Here is a 21,623-nt window from a genome sequence, read left to right on the forward strand (position 1 = left end):
TTTTGTTGCATTATCCTACGCAAAACCGCTTCGCACTTTTGCTGGAAATGCTCTCATTGTCTCGGACGGAGCAGTCATGCGGGTAATCGTTTGCGGAGCAGGGCAAGTCGGATACGGCATCGCCGAGCGGCTTGCCGCCGAAGAGAACGATGTCTCTGTCATCGATACATCCGCACGCCATGTCGAGATCGTGCGCGACACACTTGATGTGCGGGGATTTGTCGGTCACGGATCGCAGCCCGATGTGCTTGCAGCTGCTGGCGCCGACGAAGCGGATATGATCATTGCCGTCACATTGTCCGACGAGGTCAATATGGTGGCCTGTCAGGTGGCGCACTCGGTCTTCAACGTGCCGACCAAGATTGCCCGCATCCGTGCGCAGTCCTATCTCAAGGCCGAGTATCAGGACCTGTTCCTGCGCGAAAACCTGCCAATCGATGTTATCATTTCGCCTGAACTGGAAGTGGGCGAGGTGGTTCTGCGACGCATCGCGTTGCAGGGCGCGACAGACGTGTTGCGCTTCGCGGACGACAAGATCATCGGTCTCGCGATCGAATGTCTTGATGAATGTCCGGTCATCAATACGCCGCTGAAACAGCTGACTGATCTGTTTCCCGATCTTGCAGCGACTGTCGTTGGCGTGGTGCGCAATGATAGCTTGTTTATCCCGCGCTCATCCGACGAGCTGAATGCGGGCGATCTGGCCTATGTCGTGACAACGCGCGAGCAGGTTCGCCGCACGCTTGCCTTGTTCGGGCACGAGAAACCGGAAGCCAGCCGCATCGTTATTGCAGGCGGCGGCAATATTGGTCTCTACGTGGCCAAGGCCATCGAGGACCGCAAGTGGAATACGCGCGTCAAGATGATCGAGAGCGAGCATGATCGTGCGTTCGCGATTGCCGATCAGCTGAAGCGCACCATGGTTCTGCATGGCAGCGCGCTGGACCAGAATCTCCTGCAGGAAGCCGATATTCAGGATGCCGACCTGATGGTGGCACTGACCAATCAGGATCAAGTCAATATTCTGTCGAGCATCATGGCCAAACGTCTGGGCTGCAAGTCCAACATGGCCCTGCTTAATACGGTCGCCTATCAGGATTTTACCCACATGGTGGGGATCGATGCCTACATCAATCCGAAGGCGGTCACGATCTCGAAAATCCTGCAGCATGTGCGCCGGGGCCGTATTCGCGCGGTCTATAGTGTTTATCGCGACATGGCCGAACTGATCGAAGCCGAGGCGCTGGAAACGTCATCGCTCGTCGGTGCGCCGCTGCGCGATCTCGACTTACCGGAAGGCTTGCGAATCGGGGCAATCTATCGCGACGGGCAGGTGATCCGCCCCAATGGCGATGTGCGGATCAAGCCCAAGGATCGTGTCGTCATTTTCGCAACCTCTGACGCCGTAAAGCATGTGGAGCAGATGTTCCGCGTAAGTCTGGAGTTCTTCTGACGCATTGGGGCATCAAACTCCTGTCGGGTTGGAACGCTCGTTTCGCTCCGGCCCGGAAGTTTTTGGATCGCACGATAGATTTCACGCAGCCACTGCTTGAATCTCTATAAAATGAAGAGCTTGTCGTGGCCGATTGAGATAACGAAACCATCTCGCCTGACGGAATTTGCCGGGCGACTAATGAAATTGACGGTTGCGCAAAGATTCCCATCCTGTTAACCGAAGCTAAATAGCGAAGCAGTTGTCTTTCCACAGCAATTGCAGTCGAGCCCCGGTTTTGCACGCTCCGGTGCTTGATTTATGTGCATGCGCGTGTTCGTTTAACACATCGCGAGCTGGCTGCTGATCGATTAAAGGAATAAAAACAATGGCTGAACGATCGCAAAATCTACAAGACCTTTTTCTGAATTCTGTACGTAAGCAGAAAATTTCCCTGACGATTTTTCTTATCAATGGCGTGAAACTGACCGGCATTGTAACGTCGTTTGATAATTTCTGCGTGCTTTTGCGCCGTGACGGTCATTCGCAGCTTGTCTACAAGCATGCGATTTCGACGATCATGCCAAGCCAGCCTGTGCAGATGTTCGAAGGCGAAGAAGCCTGACGCTTTGCGAATTCCACTGGAGCGCGATGACTTAGAGCTTTTCCTGTTTTGATTGAATCATTGGAAATGCTCTATAATTTTTTTACGCATGTCTTTGTCCCGAAACCGGTTCCCACTTTCGGGAGACATGCTCCAAGTCGTTTCGTTCCAGTTTTGTTTCTGCTGATGATAACCGGACACGCTCTGCCTGTCCGGTTCGTCATGTTTAAACAATCCGGGGCGTCTTTCATTTGAAACAGCTTTAGCGGCGACTTATCTGCATTGGCAGATAGTGCATTAACCTGATTTTCTCAGCCAAATGCATCCACAATAGGTTCCGCGTCCCGGAGTGAATATATTTGTCCAAGTTCAAGGATAAAAAGCCGACATCTGCCGATGCAGACAAGGCTTTCGAGCTTTCAGAACCTGAGCCCACAAGGGCAGCCGTCATCGTTCCCGTCCTGCCGGAGCGATATAATACGGGCACGTCGGCGGAAGATGGGGCTCGCCCCGAATTTCAGCGCTCGAACGAGGCGCGCCTGGAGGAAGCCGTCGGGCTTGCCAGGGCAATCAATCTCGACATCGAACATGCCGAAATTGCGATTGTCGCCAATCCACGGCCTGCGACCTTGCTTGGCGCGGGAAAGGTGGAATCCATCGCCGAAACCGTCAAGGAAAAGGCTATCGGGCTGGTCATCGTCGATCACGCACTGACACCGGTACAGCAGCGCAATCTCGAAAAGGAATGGAACGTCAAGGTCATCGACCGCACCGGGCTCATTCTCGAAATTTTCGGTGAACGCGCACGCACCAAGGAAGGTGCCTTGCAGGTCGAGCTGGCGCATCTGAATTATCAGAAGGGCCGTCTGGTCAGAAGCTGGACCCACCTTGAGCGTCAGCGCGGTGGTGGCGGCTTCCTCGGTGGTCCGGGTGAAACCCAGATCGAAGCCGACCGTCGTTTGCTGCAGGACAAGATTCTGAAGATCAAGCGCGAGCTTGAAACGGTGGTGCGCACCCGCACACTGCATCGTCAGAAGCGGCGCAAGGTGCCGCATCCGATCGTGGCACTTGTCGGTTATACCAACGCCGGAAAATCTACGCTTTTCAACCGCATGACGGGTGCGGAAGTGTTGGCCGAAGACATGCTCTTCGCCACGCTCGATCCGACATTGCGACGCATTCGCCTTCCGCATGGTGAAACGGTTATCCTGTCGGATACGGTCGGGTTCATTTCGAACCTGCCGCACCATCTCGTCGCTGCCTTCCGCGCCACCCTTGAAGAAGTGGTGGAGGCGGATCTGATCCTGCATGTCCGCGACATTTCCGATCCGGACAATGCCGCGCAGGCGGAAGACGTGGAAAGCATTCTTTCTGGGCTGGGCATCGAGCCGCAGGACCGCAAGCGTGTCGTCGAAATCTGGAACAAGATCGACAACCTTGACGAAAGCGGGCGCGAAGCCGCCCTGCGTCTGGCCGCCGCCGGTAGTGAGGAGGGGCGCCCGATCCCTCTTTCAGCCATTACCGGTGAAGGTGTTGACAGGTTGCTTTCACTTATCGAAACCCGGATAGCGGGCTCGCTCGGCCCGGTCGATGTTGTGCTGTCACCATTCGAGCTCCATCTTCTCGACTGGATTTACCAGCATGGCAGCAGCGTCGAACGCGAGAATCTGGAAGATGGCTCCGTTCGCATCAAGGCGCGACTGACCGAAGTGGCCCGCAAAACGCTGGACGAGAAGCGCGGCATTCGCCCCGAAAAGCCGGAGTCGGATTGGGAGTGAGGCAGGTAGTGCTACGCCACTTGCGGAACAGGGGCGCAACGCCCTATGTATGGAACACTTACGATTCAGAACCATTCACTTCGCCATAAATATATCCAGAGGCCCATAATGAGAGATCCGATCGAAACCGTCATGAACCTCGTCCCGATGGTGGTTGAGCAGACCAACCGTGGCGAACGGGCCTATGATATTTTCTCGCGCCTTCTCAAGGAGCGCATCATCTTCGTGAACGGACCGGTTGAAGACGGAATGTCGATGCTGGTTTGCGCACAGCTTCTCTTTCTCGAGGCAGAAAACCCGAAGAAAGAGATCAACATGTACATCAATTCGCCCGGCGGTGTCGTAACCTCCGGCATGGCGATCTATGACACGATGCAGTTCATCCGTCCGCCGGTTTCCACGCTTTGCATGGGCCAGGCTGCTTCGATGGGCTCGCTGCTCCTGACCGCCGGTGCGACCGGCCAGCGTTATGCGCTGCCGAATGCCCGTATCATGGTTCACCAGCCATCGGGCGGTTTCCAGGGACAGGCCTCGGACATCGAACGTCATGCGCAGGACATCATCAAGATGAAGCGCCGCCTGAACGAGATCTACGTCAAGCACACGGGCCGCGATTACGAGACGATCGAACGCACGCTCGACCGCGACCATTTCATGACCGCGCAGGAAGCGCTCGAATTCGGCCTTATCGACAAGGTGGTTGAATCGCGCGACGTGGGCGCGGACGAATCGAAGTAAGAGCCGGAATCTCCGGCTCGCACCCGTTTTTAGCGCCCTTTGCCACAAAAGGGGCCCAATTCTTGCAACTACGTGATGGTTAACGCGCCACGTTAAGCATCTGTTGGGGTTCGGGGCGCTAAACTTGGTCAGATTATGCCGAATCTTTGCCGGGAACTTATTTTTCATTTGTTCGACGGTGCAGCTTCTGCAAAAGTCGCCAAATGGCTCCTTCGGTCGGGGAGCCATACGGTGACAGGAATCCTGAGACTACAGGCCCTACATGACAGGCAGCGCGTATCTGCTGCCGTTGTGACCGGCGGGAGGCGCGTTTCTCCTCCAGCACTGGGTCCGAACCGGAAGAAACGATCGATATGAACGCCCAAGGTTCATTTCGGTCAATTGAAAGGAAACTGCGATGAGCAAAGTCAGCAACAGCGGCGGCGATTCCAAGAATACGCTTTATTGCTCGTTCTGCGGCAAAAGCCAGCATGAAGTGCGCAAGCTGATTGCAGGCCCGACCGTTTTCATCTGCGACGAGTGCGTCGAACTCTGCATGGACATCATCCGCGAGGAAAACAAATCCTCGATGGTGAAGTCGCGCGAGGGCGTGCCTACGCCGCAGGAAATCATGGCCGTCCTTGACGATTACGTCATCGGCCAGAAGGATGCCAAGCGCGTTCTGTCGGTTGCGGTACACAATCATTACAAGCGTCTCGCCCATCAGTCCAAGAGCAGCGATATCGAGCTTGCGAAGTCGAACATTCTTCTCGTCGGTCCGACGGGTTGCGGCAAGACCTATCTTGCCCAGACGCTCGCACGCATCATCGATGTGCCATTCACCATGGCCGATGCGACGACACTGACGGAAGCAGGTTATGTCGGTGAAGATGTCGAGAACATCATCCTGAAGCTGCTTCAGGCCGCCGATTACAACGTAGAACGCGCACAGCGCGGCATCGTCTATATCGACGAAGTCGACAAGATCAGCCGCAAGTCGGATAACCCGTCCATCACGCGCGACGTGTCGGGCGAGGGCGTCCAGCAGGCGCTTCTGAAGATCATGGAAGGCACCGTCGCTTCCGTGCCACCGCAGGGTGGCCGCAAGCATCCGCAGCAGGAATTCCTGCAGGTGGACACGACGAACATCCTCTTCATCTGCGGCGGCGCATTTGCCGGTCTCGACAAGATCATCTCCGCACGCGGCGAGAAGACGTCCATCGGCTTCGGCGCCACCGTTCGTTCGGTCGATGAGCGCCGCATCGGTGATGTCTTCAGGGAGCTGGAGCCGGAAGATCTTCTGAAGTTCGGCCTCATTCCGGAATTCGTCGGTCGTCTGCCGGTGATCGCGACGCTCGAAGACCTCGATGTCGATGCTCTGGTGCAGATCCTGACCGAGCCGAAGAATGCGCTCGTGAAGCAGTATCAGCGCCTGTTCGACATGGAAAGTGTCGAGCTGAGCTTCCACGACGACGCCCTGCGAGCCATTGCCAACAAGGCGGTCGAGCGCAAGACGGGTGCACGCGGTCTGCGTTCGATCATGGAAAAGATCCTGCTCGACACGATGTTCGAGCTTCCGACGCTGGAAGGCGTGCAGGAAGTGGTCATTTCCGGCGATGTGGTGGATGGCAGCGCCCGTCCGCTCTATATCTATGCCGAGCGCCAGGATGAAAAGGGTAATGTTTCCGCTTAAGCGGGGGCACCTAATCCACAAAAAGGCCGCGCAAGCGGCCTTTTTCATGTGCAAACTTGCGCCGGGCTGATCCTGTCACTATTGCAGGCGCAGCAATCGGGGTACAGCCTAAGCTAGATATTGTACTTAATGACGGTACAGCGCAGGATAGATGACGATTCTATGAAAGCCGTCCCGATCGAGGCTATTGAATTGCCGGGTTCGGCTCTCCAAGTATGGAACGAAGCACATTCGTGACCTGCCTCATGATGAAAGGGGGCGCGGACGTGGCAGTCAGGTTGAAAGACCTGAGAAAGGACTTGAGTTATGACGGGTACTGAACAGAAGACCCCATTGGGTGGTTCTGAAGCGGGCGGTTCGGACGGGCTCTATGCCGTTTTGCCGTTGCGTGACATCGTCGTTTTCCCGCATATGATCGTTCCGCTTTTTGTCGGCCGCGAAAAGTCCATTCGCGCGCTGGAGGAAGTGATGGGCGTGGACAAGCAGATTCTGCTTGCCACCCAGAAAAACGCTGCCGATGACGATCCGGCACCGGACGCGATTTATGAAGTCGGCACGATTGCCAACGTATTGCAGCTCCTGAAGCTGCCGGACGGCACCGTCAAGGTGCTGGTCGAAGGCACGGCGCGCGCCAAGGTTTCCAAGTTTACCGACCGCGAAGATTATCACGAGGCCTATGCTGCGGCTTTGCCGGAGCCTGAAGAAGATGCCGTCGAGATCGAGGCGCTTGCCCGCTCGGTGGTTTCCGATTTCGAAAATTACGTCAAGCTGAACAAGAAGATTTCGCCGGAAGTGGTTGGCGCTGCCAGCCAGATCGACGACTATTCGAAGCTTGCCGATACGGTTGCCTCGCATCTCGCGATCAAGATTCCCGAGAAGCAGGAAATGCTGTCGATCCTCTCGGTGCGCGAGCGCCTTGAGAAGGCACTTTCCTTCATGGAAGCCGAAATTTCGGTTCTCCAGGTTGAGAAGCGTATCCGCAGCCGCGTCAAGCGCCAGATGGAGAAGACGCAGCGCGAATACTATCTCAACGAGCAGATGAAGGCGATCCAGAAGGAGCTTGGCGATGGCGAGGACGGTCGCGATGAAGCGGCTGAACTCGAAGAGCGCATCAACAAGACCAAGCTCTCCAAGGAAGCCCGCGAAAAGGCCCAGGCTGAGCTGAAGAAGCTGCGCAGCATGAGCCCGATGTCTGCCGAAGCAACGGTCGTCCGCAACTATCTCGACTGGCTGCTGTCCATTCCGTGGGGCAAGAAGTCGAAGATCAAGCAGGACCTGAACTTTGCCGAAGGCGTACTTGGCGACGATCACTTTGGTCTTGAAAAGGTCAAGGAGCGCATTGTCGAGTATCTCGCGGTGCAGGCTCGCTCGACCAAGATCAAGGGCCCGATCCTCTGCCTCGTCGGACCTCCCGGCGTCGGCAAGACCTCGCTTGCACGTTCGATTGCCAAGGCTACCGGCCGTGAATATGTCCGTATGTCGCTCGGCGGCGTGCGTGACGAGGCTGAAATCCGCGGTCACCGCCGTACCTATATCGGTTCGATGCCCGGCAAGGTCATCCAGTCGATGAAGAAAGCGAAGAAGTCCAACCCGCTCTTCCTGCTCGATGAAATCGACAAGATGGGCCAGGATTTCCGCGGCGATCCGTCATCGGCCATGCTTGAGGTGCTGGATCCGGAACAGAACTCGACCTTCATGGATCACTACCTTGAGGTGGAATATGATCTGTCGAACGTCATGTTCGTGACGACGGCAAATACGCTGAACATCCCCGGTCCATTGCTGGATCGTATGGAAGTCATCCGTATCGCCGGCTACACCGAGGATGAAAAGCTCGAGATCGCCAAGCGGCACCTGTTGCCGAAGGCAATCAAGGATCATGCCCTGCAGCCGAAGGAGTTTTCGGTCACGGACGATGCGCTGCGCAATGTTATCCGCCTCTACACGCGGGAAGCAGGTGTGCGTAGCCTCGAACGCGAATTGATGACTCTGGCACGTAAGGCCGTGACCGAAATCCTGAAGTCGAAGAAGAAGTCGGTGAAAGTCACCGAAAAGAACCTCTCCGACTATCTGGGTGTCGAGCGGTTCCGCTTCGGTCAGATCGACGGCGAAGATCAGGTTGGCGTTGTGACAGGTCTTGCCTGGACGGAAGTTGGCGGTGAATTGCTGACCATCGAAGGTGTCATGATGCCCGGTAAGGGCCGCATGACCGTCACGGGTAACCTCCGCGACGTGATGAAGGAATCGATCTCCGCAGCGGCTTCCTATGTCCGCTCGCGTGCCATCGATTTCGGCATCGAACCTCCGTTGTTCGACAAGCGCGACATCCACGTGCACGTGCCGGAGGGTGCTACGCCGAAGGACGGTCCGTCCGCCGGTATCGCCATGGTCACGGCGATCGTATCCGTGCTGACCGGCATTCCGGTTCGCAAGGACATCGCAATGACGGGTGAGGTCACCCTGCGCGGTCGTGTCCTGCCAATCGGCGGCCTGAAGGAAAAGCTCCTCGCAGCTCTGCGCGGCGGCATCAAGAAGGTTCTGATCCCGGAAGAAAACGCCAAGGATCTGGCGGATATTCCGGACAATGTGAAGAACAGTCTTGAGATCGTTCCGGTGTCTCGCGTGGGTGAAGTCCTCAAGCATGCTCTGGTTCGCGAACCTGAGCCGATTGAATGGACCGAGCCGGCAACCCCGGCGACCGTGCCTTCGGTCGAGGAAGAAGCAGGGGCCACGACCGCTCATTAAGGCATTTCCGGCAAACGTGCGAAGCGGTTTGCTTACAGGTAATGCACCGAAATGAACGTCCAGCGGGCGATTCTGTTTCAGTCAGATTGCCCTGCTGGAAGGCGTCTATCAGGACCAACAATTGAAATGCCGGGCAATTTGCCCGGCATTTCTGTGTTTAACCCCGGTTTTCCGGGGTTTTTTCACGTTGACAGGCTTGGTTTGTGAAACGATTTGAATAAACTCCGACCAATCCGGTCACGTTATCCGTTCCGGTAGATAAAGAAAGGAAATGCCAATGAACAAGAACGAATTGGTTGCCGCAGTTGCGGAAAAGGGCGGTTTGACGAAGGCTGATGCCGGTACTGCAGTTGACGCCGTACTCGCCGCTGTTACCGGCGCCCTGAAGGCTGGTGAAGAAGTCCGTCTGCCTGGCTTCGGCGTTTTCTCCGTTTCGCATCGCGCTGCCTCGACCGGCCGTAACCCATCGACCGGCAAGGAAGTTGCTATTCCGGCTCGCAATGTGCCGAAGTTCTCGGCTGGCAAGGGCCTGAAGGACGCCGTAAACGGCTAATCATGATCTGGAGAGTGAAAGCTCTTCGAACGGATCGTGACGTTAAATTTCCAGCCATTGCGGCATGATCGCGAATGGCTGTCGAGAAGGCCCGGCATTGCCGGGCTTTTTTCGTAAATGTAGTAAGCGTGAATGAGTGCTTGCAACCGGATGTGGGCTTCTAAGAACCAAAAATATCCGTCAGGATTCTGGCCAGTGCGAAAACGGCTGCCAATGGTAGCAGCCAGTCGAAAAATATATCCGGGTTTTTCATGAGTAAAAGAATGCTCGGCTGATGTTACGAGATTGTACCGCCAAATGACACCATTTGGCGGCTCAATGGACTAGCGGACGATCTTCAGCAGGGAAGTGCGCTTCCCGAAGATCATATCGGTGCACAATGCCCCTTTACGGGAAAGTCTGTAGGTAGCAGCAGGTCGCGTATCGCAAATGGACTTCACAAAACGCAGTGCTGATACGCGATCTGTGAAAAGTCCCCCGACAAGTCCCAGCCGGTCATAGACGACCCAGCGCCGTGCGGCTTCCTTGTCGACGATGAAGCGCGGCATTGGAACGGCGGCGTTTCTCTGGTTTTTTGTGGTCATAGTGAGTGCTCCATCCAGAGACGCAACCGCATTCACTGTGTAAGTTGCATGATGAGGAACGTCACCAGAACGCCGGCTCCAATCACTGTCATCAAGCGGAGCAGTATGCTGATGTCCTGGCGCAATTCTTGCTCGGTAATGGCTGAACTGATGTTCCGGGACCCTGCATGCGTACGCTTTGCTTTGCTCAGGTGTAAAAACAGGCCCAATTTTCCGTACATGATTGAAACCTCACTCCTGATGGTTGCACGAATGTTTCAATTGCTGGGGCGCTGGGCTGGCGGTGTTTCAGCGCGCCGCCAGTGTGATGGAAAGTACCGCTTGCTGATGCTGCGCTATGAGCGCCGAGGGTGTTTCTTCCACATGGTCAATGGCCGCACAGGCCCGGCGAATGGCGCTGGCGGTTTCTTCGCTGACGCCAACCAACGGCAGCCGTACATCCGGCGAGAGACCACGCCGATGGTGCAAGGCGTACTTCACCGGAACGGGATTGGTATCCTGTTCCATAGCAGTCAGAAGAGGCTTCAATTTGAAGCCGAGCGTTCTGGCAGCGCAGGCATCGGCTCGCTTACAGGCTTCGTAAAGTTCGACAGTGGTTGCTGGAAGCACATTCGATATGACTGAAATCATTCCGTCTCCCCCCTCAAGATTGAAGGAAACGGCGGTCGCGTCATGTCCTGATAGTTGTATCAGCCGATCGTCTATACGACGAACGATGCGTTTGGGCCGGTCGAGTTCACCAGTCGCGTCCTTGATACCAATGACGGTCGGGAGTTCACTCAGCCGTTCGATAGTTTCCAGAGAAAGATCAACGCCGGTTCGCTTCGGGACATTATAAAGGATGATTGGTATCTGGACATTGCGAGCCACGGCTTCGAAGTGGCGATACAAGCCTTCCTGAGACGGGCAGTTATAGTATGGCGTCACAATCAGGGCGGCGTCAGCACCGCAGGCAGCTGCAGCGCTCGTCAATGCAATTGTCGATAGAGTATCGTTGGTGCCTGTTCCTGCAACAACGGGTACACGCCCTGCAGAGACGTCAACACAGGCTTTGATGAGGCTGATCTTTTCCGCCGTATTGAGAGTTGGGGCCTCTCCGGTCGTGCCACAGGGAGAAAGAGCATGGATGCCTTCTCCAATCTGCCACTCCACCAACTCTGCGAAAGCCTTGTGCGCCACTTCTCCGTTTTCAAATGGGGTAACAAGAGCGGTTGTTACTCCGCGCAATCTGGTTCTGAGTTCGTCATAAGCCATTGTTCTGGATCTCCGTTACCCGAACCTTCGACCGCAAACGAACCTCGCATATGTCGCAGAAGCCATTCAGAACGCAGTCTTGCCGGGCGTGAACAAGCTATGAGTCCCGGCGTATAAATTCGAGATCGGGAACAGACCCGGAGTATTAGAAAGTCGTATATTACCTCAGAACATGATGTGACCGCGCTGGCCGTTATAAAGCGACTAACGCTTTTATTCTCAGGTCCTTGCCCGCTCAGACAGAGGAGTATCCGCAAAAAAGCCGGGCACTGGGCCCGGCTTCCGATAACTCTCTTTGCCTGCCGCTTATTCGGCAGCCTCTGAACTGCGCTTGGGGCGGCGTTCCAGCAGTTCCTTGAGGAAGTGGCCGGTGTAGGAGCGTTTCTCCTGCACGATGTCTTCCGGACGGCCCACGGCAACAATCTCGCCGCCGCCATCGCCACCTTCCGGTCCAAGGTCGATGACCCAGTCGGCAGTCTTGATGACTTCGAGATTATGCTCGATCACAACGACTGTGTTGCCCTGTTCCACCAGCTCGTGCAGCACTTCAAGCAGCTTGGCCACATCGTGGAAGTGCAGGCCGGTTGTCGGTTCGTCCAGAATATAGAGCGTGCGGCCCGTCGCGCGGCGCGACAGTTCCTTGGCAAGCTTTACGCGCTGCGCTTCACCACCCGAAAGCGTCGTCGCCTGCTGGCCGACCTTAATATAGCCGAGACCCACCTTGACGAGCGTTTCCATCTTGTCGCGAACGGCAGGCACGGCGGAGAAAAACTCCGCACCTTCCTCGACTGTCATATCCAGCACATCGGCGATGGACTTGCCCTTGAACAGGACTTCCAGCGTTTCGCGGTTGTAGCGTTTGCCGTGACAGACATCACAAGTCACATAGACATCCGGCAGGAAGTGCATCTCGATCTTGATGACGCCGTCGCCCTGACAGGCCTCGCAGCGTCCGCCCTTCACATTGAACGAGAAGCGCCCCGCCTGATAACCGCGCGCCTTGGCTTCCGGCAGACCCGCAAACCAGTCGCGGATCGGCGTGAAGGCGCCGGTATAGGTTGCCGGGTTGGAACGAGGCGTACGACCAATCGGCGACTGGTCGATATCGATCACCTTGTCGAGGAATTCCAGCCCCTCGATGCGGTCATGCTCCGCCGGATGCTCACGTGAACCCATGATGCGGCGCGAAGCGGCCTTGAACAGGGTTTCAATCAGGAAGGTGGATTTGCCGCCGCCTGAAACGCCAGTGACGGCGGTGAAGGTTCCAAGCGGAATATCCGCCGAGACATTTTTCAGATTGTTGCCACGCGCGCCGACGACCTTGATGCGCTTGGACTTTGAAATCTTGCGGCGTTCCGCCGGAACGGCAACTTCCATCGCGCCTGACAGATATTTGCCGGTCAGCGAGTTCGCATTGGACATCACGTCCTGCGGCGACCCTTGAGCGATGATCTTGCCGCCATGGACACCTGCCGCAGGGCCGATATCGACCACATAGTCGGCGGTCAGGATCGCATCTTCGTCATGTTCGACCACGATGACCGTGTTGCCGAGATCGCGCAGATGGCGCAGCGTGTCGAGGAGACGCGCATTATCACGCTGATGCAGGCCGATGGATGGTTCATCCAGCACGTAAAGCACGCCGGTCAGGCCGGAACCGATCTGCGAGGCAAGACGGATACGCTGGCTTTCACCGCCCGACAGCGTGCCGGAATTGCGCGCCAGCGTCAGATAGTCGAGGCCGACATCATTGAGGAACTGCAGGCGCTCCCGGATTTCCTTGAGGATGCGGGCGGCAATCTCGCGCTGCTTGTCGTTAAAGCTGCTATCAATGTCGCGGAACCAGGCGTCGGCCTTGCGGATCGACATTTCCGTGATCTCGCCAACATGCTTCATGCCAACCTTGACCGCAAGCGCTTCCGGCTTCAGGCGGTAGCCGTTACAGGAAGGGCAGGGGGTCGAGGCCATGAAGCGCTCGATATCTTCGCGCGACCAGGCGGAATCGGTCTCTTTCCAACGGCGTTCCAGATTGGGGATCACGCCCTCAAAAGGCTTCGTCGTCTGGTAGGAACGCAGGCCGTCATCATACTGGAAGGTGATTTCCTTGCCCTTGGTGCCATAGAGAATGGCCTGCTGGGCTTCTTCCGAAAGATCAACCCAGCGCGCACCGATCTTGAAGCCATAGGCTTTGCCAAGCGCTTCCAGCGTCTGATTGTAATAGGGCGACGAAGACCGCGCCCATGGGGCAATCGCGCCGTCCTTCAACACTGCCGTTTCGTCGGGAACGATCAGGTTCGGATCAATGGCCTGCTGCGTGCCGAGACCATCACAGGTCGGGCAGGCGCCGAACGGGTTGTTGAATGAGAACAGGCGCGGTTCGATTTCTGGGATGGTGAAACCGGAAACCGGGCAGGCAAACTTTTCCGAAAACAGAATGCGCTCATGCGTTTCGTTGGCCGACTTGTTGGCAGCACCACCTTCAGCCGTTTCTTCAGGCGGCAGCGGCTTGTCAGCAAACTCGGCGACGGCCAGACCTTCAGCAAGCTTGAGGCATGTTTCAAGACTGTCGGCGAGGCGGGTCGACAGGTCAGGGCGCACCACGACACGGTCCACCACAACATCGATGTCGTGCTTGTATTTCTTGTCCAGCGCCGGAACGTCGGCGATTTCATAGAAGGTGCCGTCCACCTTGACGCGCTGAAAGCCCTTCTTCTGAAGCTCTGCCAGCTCCTTCTTGTACTCGCCCTTGCGGCCACGAACGATGGGCGCGAGGATATAAAGGCGCGTGCCTTCTTCCAGCGCCATGACCCGATCAACCATCTGGCTAACGGTCTGGCTCTCAATGGGAAGGCCGGTCGCAGGCGAATAGGGCACACCCACGCGCGCAAAGAGCAGGCGCATATAGTCGTAGATTTCGGTGACGGTGCCGACCGTCGAACGCGGATTGCGGCTCGTCGTCTTCTGCTCGATGGAAATGGCAGGAGAGAGGCCGTCGATCTGGTCGACATCCGGCTTTTGCATCATTTCGAGGAACTGGCGCGCATAGGCCGAAAGACTTTCGACATAACGGCGCTGGCCTTCCGCATAGATCGTATCAAAGGCAAGCGAGGATTTGCCCGAGCCGGAAAGCCCCGTCATCACGATCAGCTTGTCGCGAGGCAGATCGAGATCGACATTTTTCAGATTGTGTTCGCGCGCGCCACGTATGGAAATGAATTTCTGATCGCTCATTCCGCGTCCTGCCTGCTCATGATGCCATGGATAACGGGCGCCGAATGGTAAAACACGTCGCGCCGGTGTCTAATATGGGGTGAAACCCTCCAATAAGAAGGGGGCTCCGGTCATTCATCGGTGCACTCTTATCATTAGAACAAATATCGAACAACCAGCCTTCTGATAGGCGATACGAAATGTGAACGCAAGAGCGTTGACTGTCACTCCTGACAGGAGCAGACTACCCTTACTCGCTGATAGCGGAGAGGTGCCGCGGTGGGATGACACGGCATCGGCAAGAGGTCCGCAGGAGGCGGGGAGACCCAGTAGGGAGGTTAAGGAGCATGAGTCCACCTGACTACAGTGCCTAGCTTTCACAGAGATGAAAGCACAATCCGTTTCGGTTGCGGCAGCATCTTTTCGCAAGGAATGATGCCTCGTTGATCGAAAGTGTGATTGCCGACAATTTGAATTTGCGCGGAATGCAAATGGCCGTGCGCCTTTGTGATCCGAAAAGACCTGCCGACGAATTAATGTCGACACATGAGCATTGCTCAAACCCCAAGCCCTGCGCGCCAAAGATACAGTGAGCGGCAGGGCTTTTCCTTGGAAGCTGATCCCGTTTGCCAAGCGCAGGCAGCTATTGCTTTATGAAGGTTGTCGGCAAGGCTGTTTTGAAATTAAGGCAGATGCAGTTTCAGCCCCTGAAATGAGGCAAACTGCATTATCAGCGCGATAAACGGTGCAAAAACCCACTGAAATTTATGGCGAACGCAAGGCTTTTTAATGTCGGAAGGTTGCATTTTGAACAAAACAAGAACATAAACTCTGTGGACATTGAAGAATTCACCGGCCCGGATTGAGCACGCTTTGAGCCAGTCCTGTAAGGTGAACATATGAGTTTCTGGTGATGGCGCATTGTTGCGCCTGATCTTTCATTTGAAAAGTGCCTCTTGTCCGCGCGAAGCAGTGCGGAAAGAGTGTGCATGCAAGACCCGGAGTAATTTTCGATGGCTGGTAGCGTCAATAAAGTCATTCTGGTCGGCAATCTTGGTGCCGATCCGGAAATTCGTCGTCTGAATTCCGGCGACGTGGTTGCCAATCTGCGCATTGCAACGTCGGAAAGCTGGCGCGATCGCCAGAGCGGCGAACGCAAGGACCGCACCGAATGGCACAGCGTTGTCATCTTCAATGAGAACCTCGCCAAGGTTGCGGAACAATATCTGAAGAAGGGTGCCAAGGTTTACATCGAAGGCGCGCTCCAGACCCGCAAGTGGCAGGATCAGAACGGCAATGACCGTTATTCGACGGAAGTCGTGCTGCAGAAGTTCCGTGGTGAACTGCAGATGCTCGATAGCCGTGGTGAAGGCGGCGGTGAAGGCCGTTCGTTCGGCGGCGGTGGCGGCAACCGTAACCAGATGTCTGACTATTCCGGTGGCGGCGGTGATTTCGGCTCGTCCGGCCCATCCAATCAGGGTGGCGGCAGCGGTGGCTTCTCGCGCGATCTGGACGACGAAATTCCGTTCTGAGAACGGATATAATCCAGTTTATAAGTTAAATTTGATAAGGCGCTGTTTTACAGCGCCTTTTCTATTGGATCATACTTCCAATTCTCTAGGAAGCATGATGTCTGATTGCAAGTTCGTCAGCGCGACTTGCCCTCAGATGTAATCTGCTCACCGTCCTCTTTGGTGAATGATGCGACGGGGTTTTCCAGAAGCGGCAGAACCAGCTCAGAGGGACGGCAAAGCCTGGTGCCGCGCGGCGTTTCGACGATGGGCCGGTTGATCAGAATCGGATGAGCCATCATGAAATCGATCAGCTCGTCATCAGTCCATTTCGGATCGGACAGCCCGAGTTCGGCATAGGGTGTACCTTTCTCGCGCAATAGTTCGCGTGGTGTCATGTTCATTGCCGCCAGCAGACCGAGCAGACGTTCCCGCGTGGGTGGATTCTGCACATATTCGATGATGACGGGCTCTTTGCCACTGGCACGGATCATTGCCAGTGTATTACGCGAGGTGCCGCATTTTGGATTATGAAAAATGGTCACGGTCATTGGAAATTTCCTGTCTGGATTGAGCGCGTTCATAACAGCTTCGAGAGCAGTTCAGTGCCAGCACGATTCAGTTCATGTCATTCATCTGCGGGTCACCGGGATACGTGTCGATAGAAAACTCCATATTATCCGCTGAAAACCGTGTCAGCGAATACTGGATCGGCACTCCATCGGTATTCACATTGATCGCCTTGGCCGTCAGTACAATGGCGCCGGGCGAAAGCTTCAAATGTTTCAGATCATCCGAATCCGCATGGCGGGCGGATATGATTGTCGATTTACGGAAGTAGTCGGCAACTCCTGCTTTTCGGAAAGCCACGGTGACGGAACCGCTTTCCGCATAATCCTCGGCAATTTCCGGAAATTGTTCGGCACTGATCCAGAGTGTTGCGCGCGACACGGGGCGTCCGTCGGCGCTGTGCAAGGTTTCCAGCCGCAGGACAGGTGAACCAGGCTCGATCTCAAGAGCTTCGGCTATATCCGGGGAGGCAGGCGCTGTGCCGGAAGCGAGCAGCGCGCCTTTCATGTCCCGCACTTGCGAAGCCAGTGATTGCGAAATGCGGGTGCGACGTCCGATCTGATAGGTGAGGCGCTTTGCATTGGCAACGAAGGTGCCGCGCCCTTGCTCGGCACGCAGCACGCCTTCCTGCGTCAGCGCGGCAATGGCGCTGCGCACCGTATGGCGATTGACTCCAAACCTGTCGGCAAGTTCCATCTCGGCGGGCATACGCGCACCCGACTGAAGCCTTCCGGCTCTGATCTCGCCGCGTATCTCGTCGGCAATCTGCCGCCAGATGGCCACGCCGCTGTTTCTCTCAATTCGTCTGGTCTTTGTCATCAACTGTCATCGTCCTGTCATTGGCAGGGTGTATTCATTCTGGTATTGTATAGTTGTCTATATAACTAGACAATTTGAGAGATCAAGTCAACGGGAGTGCATCCCGAAAAACATGAAACGGTTTTCGGACAAGATGCGCCTCAAAACAAACTCCAGAGCATTGATCTGATGCAATCAGGTCAAAGCGCGCTCTGGAACTAACAGGGCAGGGAAGCTCATGTACGGTACGGAGCAAAGTGCGAAGGGAGGCGGAGCCGGTTCCGCCACTGAAAGCGGAACAGTGCCGGATGCAGTGCCAGATTCAGTTCAAGCCGCACGGCAGGCAAGCATGGCAGTTCTTGCGCGTGCAAGCGGCGAAGAGCTGCATGCCTTCTGGCAGGCATGGTCCAACAAGCCGGAATTTGAAGTTCTGCGCGGACCGGAAACCGGTCTCGTAATGCTGCGTGGCCGCATTGGTGGCGGCGGTGCATCCTTCAATGTCGGCGAGGCAACGGTGACGCGCGCTACGGTGCGGCTCTCCGACGGTTCTGTCGGTCACTCTTATGCGCTCGGTCGCGATCAGGAAAAGGCGCGGCTTGCCGCTGTCTTCGATGCATTGTGGCTCGATGAAGGCCATCGCGATGCCGTGGAGGCACAAGTGCTGAATGTCTTGCGCAAACGGTTGAACGATGCCGATGCCAAGCTGCGCGGCGAAGCCGCCGCTACCAAGGTCGATTTCTTCACAATGGTCCGGGGAGACAATTGATGCTTCCTTTTTCTCTCGAAAACAGCACTTCCTCCGCGTTTGAGGGTGGCTTTGCCGATCCGGTGACGGATGCGCAGTCAGCTTTTCATGCCGTCATGCACGCCATGGCTAATCCCGGTCGCATTTATCCATTGGCTCGCACAGCCACACCACCGCAGCCGCTGACGCCTGAACTGGGCGTTATTGCAGCAACCTTGCTCGATCACGATGCAACTGTCTGGTGCGATGCAGCGATAGCAGCTGATGAAAGCGCAACCGCCTGGCTTACTTTCCACACGGGTGCGCCGCGTGTCGAAAGTGCGGATGCCGCGCAATTCGCTCTAGCCAGCAATGTTTCGCTGCTGCCGTCTCTGGCAGGGTTTTCGCAGGGCGACGCCGAATTTCCCGACTGTTCGACAACCGTCGTTCTCGCTGTTGCGTCACTGACAAGCGGACAGGGCTTTGTGCTGAAAGGCCCCGGTATCGATGGCGAACGTGCACTTCATGTCGAAGGTCTGCCGCAGGATTTCATCCAGCAATGGCGTGAGAACGGCGCACAATACCCGCTCGGCGTTGATCTTGTTCTGGTCAGCGACGGCGCTGTTGCAGCGCTTCCCCGCACAACTCGCGTTTCCGCTCTGGAGGGCTGAAAATGTATGTTGCCGTAAAGGGTGGCGAAACGGCCATCCATAATGCACACCGTCTTCTCGATGATCGTCGTCGCGGCGACCGTTCGGTTCCGGCACTGCGTCTCGATCAGATTGCCGAACAGCTGGCGCTGGCGGTTGATCGCGTCATGGCCGAAGGTTCGCTCTATGATCGCGAACTGGCGGCACTTGCTGTGCGCCAGTCGCGCGGCGATCTGATCGAAGCGATCTTTCTGGTCCGCGCCTACCGCACCACCTTGCCGCGCTTTGGCTATTCGCGGCCGATGGAAACCGCTGAAATGCTGATCGAACGCCGCATTTCTGCGACCTACAAGGATTTACCGGGTGGTCAGTTGCTCGGACCGACCTTTGATTACACGCATCGTCTGCTCGACCCAGATCTGGCCGGTGATGTTGCCGTTCCGGAACCCGAAATGCGGGAAGCCGTGAAGGAAGAGACGCCGCGTGTAACCGATATTCTTGGCGCGGTCGGCATGATTGAGGATGATGGTTCCCTGCCGGAAGGTCACGAACCGGGCGACCTGACCCGCGAACCGTGGACATTCCCGATGGAGCGCGATCTGCGCCTTCAGGCATTGGCACGCGGTGATGAAGGTTTCCTGCTGGCGCTCGGCTATTCCACCCAGCGCGGCTATGGCAATAACCATCCTTTCGTCGGCGAAATCCGCATTGGCGAAGTGGATGTCGAGTTCGACGTGCCCGAACTTGGTTTTGCCGTCTCGCTCGGTCGCGTGCAGCTGACCGAATGCCAGATGGTCAATCAGTTCAAGGGATCGGCCAAGCAGCCGCCGCAATTCACGCGCGGTTACGGTCTGGTGTTCGGCCAGAGCGAACGCAAGGCCATGTCCATGTCGCTCTGCGACCGTGCACTGCGCGTGCGGGAATTCGATGCGGATGTGACGGCACCTGCCGAGGACGAGGAATTCGTCATCTCGCATTCCGACAATGTGCAGGCGACGGGTTTCGTCGAGCATCTGAAACTGCCGCATTACGTGGATTTCCAGGCAGAACTCGACCTCATTCGCCGCATGCGTGCGGAATATGACCAAGCGCACAATGAGACTGAAGGCGTAACGAAGGAGGCCGCAGAATGAGCGATCTGGCCAATTATAACTTCGCCTATCTGGACGAACAGACCAAGCGGATGATCCGCCGCGCCATCCTGAAGGCCATCGCAATACCGGGCTATCAGGTGCCTTTTGCCAGCCGTGAAATGCCGATGCCTTATGGCTGGGGCACCGGCGGCGTGCAGGTGACGGCTGCAATTCTGGGGCCGGATGATGTGCTGAAGGTCATCGATCAGGGTGCCGATGACACGACCAATGCCGTTTCCATCCGCGCCTTCTTCCAGAAGACTGCCGATGTCGCTGTAACAACCCATACGGGCGAGGCGACCATCATCCAGACCCGGCACCGTATCCCGGAATATCCGCTGACCGAGGGGCAGGTGATTGTCTATCAGGTGCCGATCCCGGAACCGCTGCGTTTTCTGGAGCCACGCGAAACCGAAACCCGCAAGATGCACGCGCTCGCCGAATATGGCCTCATGCATGTGAAGCTTTACGAGGACATTGCGCGTCACGGTCATATCGCCAAGACCTACGATTATCCGGTAATGATCGAAGGCCGCTATGTGATGGCACCTTCGCCGACGCCGAAATTCGACAATCCGAAAATGCATATGTCTCCGGCATTGCAGCTGTTCGGCGCAGGTCGCGAAAAGCGCATTTATGCCGTCCCGCCCTATACGCAGGTGGTCAGCCTCGATTTCGAGGATCATCCGTTCGAAGTGCAGAAGTTCAAGGAACCCTGTGCGCTGTGCGGCGCGAAGGGCGTCTATCTGGATGAGGTCGTGCTCGATGATCGCGGCGGCTCGATGTTCGTCTGCTCCGACACTGATTTTTGCGAAGACCGTCAGGCCAACGGCCATTTCGGTCATCTGGCTGCAAACAAGGAGGCTGCGGCCAAGGAGACCGTAAAATGAACAGCGAACCCCTGCTGAGAGTAAACAGCCTGTCGAAGTTTTACGGCAATCGCCGTGGCTGTGCAGACATTTCCTTCAATCTGTGGCCAGGCGAAGTGCTGGCCATCGTCGGCGAATCCGGTTCGGGCAAGACGACGCTCCTGAACAGTCTGGCAACCCGCCTCGAGCCGACTTCCGGCACCGTCGAATACCGGATGCGTGACGGTGAATTCCGCGATCTCTACAAGATTGGCGAGGCGGAACGCCGTTTCCTGATGCGGACCGACTGGGGTTTTGTGCACCAGAACCCTGCAGACGGATTGCGCATGACGGTTTCAGCTGGCGCCAATGTGGGCGAACGCCTGATGGCAGTCGGAGAACGCCATTACGGTAATATCCGCTCGACGGCCACCGAATGGCTGGGACGTGTCGAAATAGCCTCCGACCGTATCGACGATCAGCCGCGCGCCTTCTCTGGCGGCATGCGCCAGCGCTTGCAGATTGCCCGCAATCTGGTGACCGCTCCGCGACTTGTTTTCATGGATGAACCGACCGGCGGTCTCGACGTGTCCGTGCAGGCACGTCTTCTCGACCTGTTGCGCGGCCTCGTCAGCGATCTTGGTCTGTCGGTGATCATCGTTACTCACGATCTTGCCGTAGCCCGGCTTCTGTCCCATCGCATCATGGTCATGAAAGACGGCCATATTGTCGAACAGGGCCTGACCGACCGCGTTCTGGATGACCCGCAAGCGCCTTATACGCAGCTGCTCGTGTCGTCTATTCTACAGGTTTAGTAAA

The 21,623-nt window shown here is 56.4% G+C and carries 18 protein-coding genes and 1 pseudogene; 14 read left to right on the top strand and 5 right to left on the bottom strand.

Annotation, left to right across the window (positions count from 1 at the left end; translation table 11 throughout):
- The first annotated feature begins 76 nt into the window (after positions 1 to 76).
- The 8 genes and pseudogenes from trkA (at position 77) to KWJ32_RS17015 (ending at position 9,522) form a co-directional block, all read left to right on the top strand.
- Positions 77 to 1,453 carry a Trk system potassium transporter TrkA gene (gene trkA / locus KWJ32_RS16980; protein ID WP_010660146.1) on the top strand — a complete coding sequence of 459 codons (1,377 nt, stop codon included), beginning with the start codon at positions 77 to 79 and terminating at the stop codon, positions 1,451 to 1,453.
- Between the two features lie 149 nt (positions 1,454 to 1,602).
- Positions 1,603 to 1,815: pseudogene (locus KWJ32_RS16985) on the top strand (hypothetical protein).
- A gap of 5 nt (positions 1,816 to 1,820) precedes the next feature.
- Positions 1,821 to 2,057: an RNA chaperone Hfq gene (gene hfq, locus KWJ32_RS16990; RefSeq protein WP_002964239.1), complete on the top strand. Its 237-nt coding sequence runs from the start codon at positions 1,821 to 1,823 to the stop codon at positions 2,055 to 2,057.
- Positions 2,058 to 2,395: 338 nt separating this feature from the next.
- The gene (gene hflX / locus KWJ32_RS16995) at positions 2,396 to 3,814 is read left to right on the top strand and encodes a GTPase HflX (protein WP_012092092.1); all 1,419 of its coding nucleotides are present in this window, start codon (positions 2,396 to 2,398) and stop codon (positions 3,812 to 3,814) included.
- A gap of 108 nt (positions 3,815 to 3,922) precedes the next feature.
- Positions 3,923 to 4,552: an ATP-dependent Clp endopeptidase proteolytic subunit ClpP gene (gene clpP / locus KWJ32_RS17000; protein ID WP_010660144.1), complete on the top strand. Its 630-nt coding sequence runs from the start codon at positions 3,923 to 3,925 to the stop codon at positions 4,550 to 4,552.
- A 397-nt stretch (positions 4,553 to 4,949) separates the two neighbouring features.
- The gene (gene clpX / locus KWJ32_RS17005; protein ID WP_010660143.1) at positions 4,950 to 6,224 is read left to right on the top strand and encodes an ATP-dependent Clp protease ATP-binding subunit ClpX; all 1,275 of its coding nucleotides are present in this window, start codon (positions 4,950 to 4,952) and stop codon (positions 6,222 to 6,224) included.
- Positions 6,225 to 6,530: 306 nt separating this feature from the next.
- Positions 6,531 to 8,969 (top strand): endopeptidase La, encoded by a 2,439-nt coding sequence (gene lon, locus KWJ32_RS17010; RefSeq protein ID WP_151609913.1) that lies wholly within the window; start codon positions 6,531 to 6,533, stop codon positions 8,967 to 8,969.
- Positions 8,970 to 9,246: 277 nt separating this feature from the next.
- The gene (locus KWJ32_RS17015) at positions 9,247 to 9,522 is read left to right on the top strand and encodes an HU family DNA-binding protein (RefSeq protein ID WP_006470422.1); all 276 of its coding nucleotides are present in this window, start codon (positions 9,247 to 9,249) and stop codon (positions 9,520 to 9,522) included.
- Positions 9,523 to 9,845: 323 nt separating this feature from the next.
- On the opposite strand, the gene KWJ32_RS17020 is transcribed toward KWJ32_RS17015, so the two are convergent.
- The 3 genes from KWJ32_RS17020 to uvrA all read right to left on the bottom strand — a co-directional run bounded on the left by KWJ32_RS17020 (position 9,846) and on the right by uvrA (position 14,591).
- On the bottom strand, positions 9,846 to 10,106 hold the full coding sequence (locus tag KWJ32_RS17020) for a hypothetical protein (protein WP_151609915.1): 261 nt from the start codon (positions 10,104 to 10,106) through the stop codon (positions 9,846 to 9,848).
- 288 nt (positions 10,107 to 10,394) lie between these two features.
- Positions 10,395 to 11,360, bottom strand: a complete 966-nt coding sequence (gene dapA, locus KWJ32_RS17025) for a 4-hydroxy-tetrahydrodipicolinate synthase (protein ID WP_012092088.1) — start codon at positions 11,358 to 11,360, stop codon at positions 10,395 to 10,397.
- A 306-nt stretch (positions 11,361 to 11,666) separates the two neighbouring features.
- A complete protein-coding gene (gene uvrA, locus KWJ32_RS17030; protein ID WP_010660138.1) occupies positions 11,667 to 14,591 on the bottom strand; it encodes an excinuclease ABC subunit UvrA in 2,925 nt (974 codons plus the stop codon).
- 992 nt (positions 14,592 to 15,583) lie between these two features.
- Between uvrA and ssb the strand changes: the two genes are divergently transcribed.
- The gene (gene ssb / locus KWJ32_RS17035) at positions 15,584 to 16,102 is read left to right on the top strand and encodes a single-stranded DNA-binding protein (RefSeq protein WP_012092087.1); all 519 of its coding nucleotides are present in this window, start codon (positions 15,584 to 15,586) and stop codon (positions 16,100 to 16,102) included.
- Between the two features lie 116 nt (positions 16,103 to 16,218).
- On the opposite strand, the gene arsC is transcribed toward ssb, so the two are convergent.
- The gene (gene arsC / locus KWJ32_RS17040; protein WP_012092086.1) at positions 16,219 to 16,632 is read right to left on the bottom strand and encodes an arsenate reductase (glutaredoxin); all 414 of its coding nucleotides are present in this window, start codon (positions 16,630 to 16,632) and stop codon (positions 16,219 to 16,221) included.
- Positions 16,633 to 16,699: 67 nt separating this feature from the next.
- Complete coding sequence (phnF, locus tag KWJ32_RS17045) at positions 16,700 to 17,473, bottom strand: phosphonate metabolism transcriptional regulator PhnF (protein ID WP_115179273.1); 774 nt, start codon at positions 17,471 to 17,473, stop codon at positions 16,700 to 16,702.
- 214 nt (positions 17,474 to 17,687) lie between these two features.
- Between phnF and phnG the strand changes: the two genes are divergently transcribed.
- From phnG to phnK, 5 genes are read left to right on the top strand one after another with little or no spacing between them, the layout of a single operon-like run.
- Complete coding sequence (phnG, locus tag KWJ32_RS17050; RefSeq protein WP_012092084.1) at positions 17,688 to 18,215, top strand: phosphonate C-P lyase system protein PhnG; 528 nt, start codon at positions 17,688 to 17,690, stop codon at positions 18,213 to 18,215.
- Positions 18,215 to 18,844, top strand: a complete 630-nt coding sequence (gene phnH, locus KWJ32_RS17055) for a phosphonate C-P lyase system protein PhnH (protein WP_012092083.1) — start codon at positions 18,215 to 18,217, stop codon at positions 18,842 to 18,844. Before phnG ends, phnH begins: the two co-directional genes overlap by 1 nt.
- 2 nt (positions 18,845 to 18,846) lie before the next feature.
- Positions 18,847 to 19,956, top strand: coding sequence for a carbon-phosphorus lyase complex subunit PhnI (locus KWJ32_RS17060; RefSeq protein WP_010660131.1), 1,110 nt, complete (start codon positions 18,847 to 18,849; stop codon positions 19,954 to 19,956).
- A complete protein-coding gene (locus KWJ32_RS17065; RefSeq protein ID WP_012092082.1) occupies positions 19,953 to 20,846 on the top strand; it encodes an alpha-D-ribose 1-methylphosphonate 5-phosphate C-P-lyase PhnJ in 894 nt (297 codons plus the stop codon). The genes KWJ32_RS17060 and KWJ32_RS17065 overlap by 4 nt, the downstream gene beginning before the upstream one ends.
- Positions 20,843 to 21,619 carry a phosphonate C-P lyase system protein PhnK gene (phnK, locus tag KWJ32_RS17070; RefSeq protein ID WP_010660129.1) on the top strand — a complete coding sequence of 259 codons (777 nt, stop codon included), beginning with the start codon at positions 20,843 to 20,845 and terminating at the stop codon, positions 21,617 to 21,619. Before KWJ32_RS17065 ends, phnK begins: the two co-directional genes overlap by 4 nt.
- Positions 21,620 to 21,623: the final 4 nt, after the last annotated feature.

Origin of the sequence: Ochrobactrum sp. BTU2, from assembly GCF_024539785.1 — a bacterium.
In the GTDB taxonomy this organism is placed as follows: domain Bacteria; phylum Pseudomonadota; class Alphaproteobacteria; order Rhizobiales; family Rhizobiaceae; genus Brucella; species Brucella anthropi.

Excerpts from the sequence above, each read along its gene's own strand:
- phnG (WP_012092084.1), top strand. The coding sequence starts at position 17,688 with ATGTACGGTACGGAGCAAAGTGCGAAGGGAGGCGGAGCCGGTTCCGCC.
- uvrA (WP_010660138.1), bottom strand. The coding sequence starts at position 14,591 with ATGAGCGATCAGAAATTCATTTCCATACGTGGCGCGCGCGAACACAAT.
- lon (WP_151609913.1), top strand. The coding sequence starts at position 6,531 with ATGACGGGTACTGAACAGAAGACCCCATTGGGTGGTTCTGAAGCGGGC.
- phnK (WP_010660129.1), top strand. The coding sequence starts at position 20,843 with ATGAACAGCGAACCCCTGCTGAGAGTAAACAGCCTGTCGAAGTTTTAC.
- clpP (WP_010660144.1), top strand. The coding sequence starts at position 3,923 with ATGAGAGATCCGATCGAAACCGTCATGAACCTCGTCCCGATGGTGGTT.
- KWJ32_RS17060 (WP_010660131.1), top strand. The coding sequence starts at position 18,847 with ATGTATGTTGCCGTAAAGGGTGGCGAAACGGCCATCCATAATGCACAC.
- dapA (WP_012092088.1), bottom strand. The coding sequence starts at position 11,360 with ATGGCTTATGACGAACTCAGAACCAGATTGCGCGGAGTAACAACCGCT.
- hfq (WP_002964239.1), top strand. The coding sequence starts at position 1,821 with ATGGCTGAACGATCGCAAAATCTACAAGACCTTTTTCTGAATTCTGTA.
- phnH (WP_012092083.1), top strand. The coding sequence starts at position 18,215 with ATGCTTCCTTTTTCTCTCGAAAACAGCACTTCCTCCGCGTTTGAGGGT.
- KWJ32_RS17020 (WP_151609915.1), bottom strand. The coding sequence starts at position 10,106 with ATGACCACAAAAAACCAGAGAAACGCCGCCGTTCCAATGCCGCGCTTC.
- KWJ32_RS17015 (WP_006470422.1), top strand. The coding sequence starts at position 9,247 with ATGAACAAGAACGAATTGGTTGCCGCAGTTGCGGAAAAGGGCGGTTTG.
- KWJ32_RS17065 (WP_012092082.1), top strand. The coding sequence starts at position 19,953 with ATGAGCGATCTGGCCAATTATAACTTCGCCTATCTGGACGAACAGACC.
- arsC (WP_012092086.1), bottom strand. The coding sequence starts at position 16,632 with ATGACCGTGACCATTTTTCATAATCCAAAATGCGGCACCTCGCGTAAT.
- ssb (WP_012092087.1), top strand. The coding sequence starts at position 15,584 with ATGGCTGGTAGCGTCAATAAAGTCATTCTGGTCGGCAATCTTGGTGCC.
- trkA (WP_010660146.1), top strand. The coding sequence starts at position 77 with ATGCGGGTAATCGTTTGCGGAGCAGGGCAAGTCGGATACGGCATCGCC.
- clpX (WP_010660143.1), top strand. The coding sequence starts at position 4,950 with ATGAGCAAAGTCAGCAACAGCGGCGGCGATTCCAAGAATACGCTTTAT.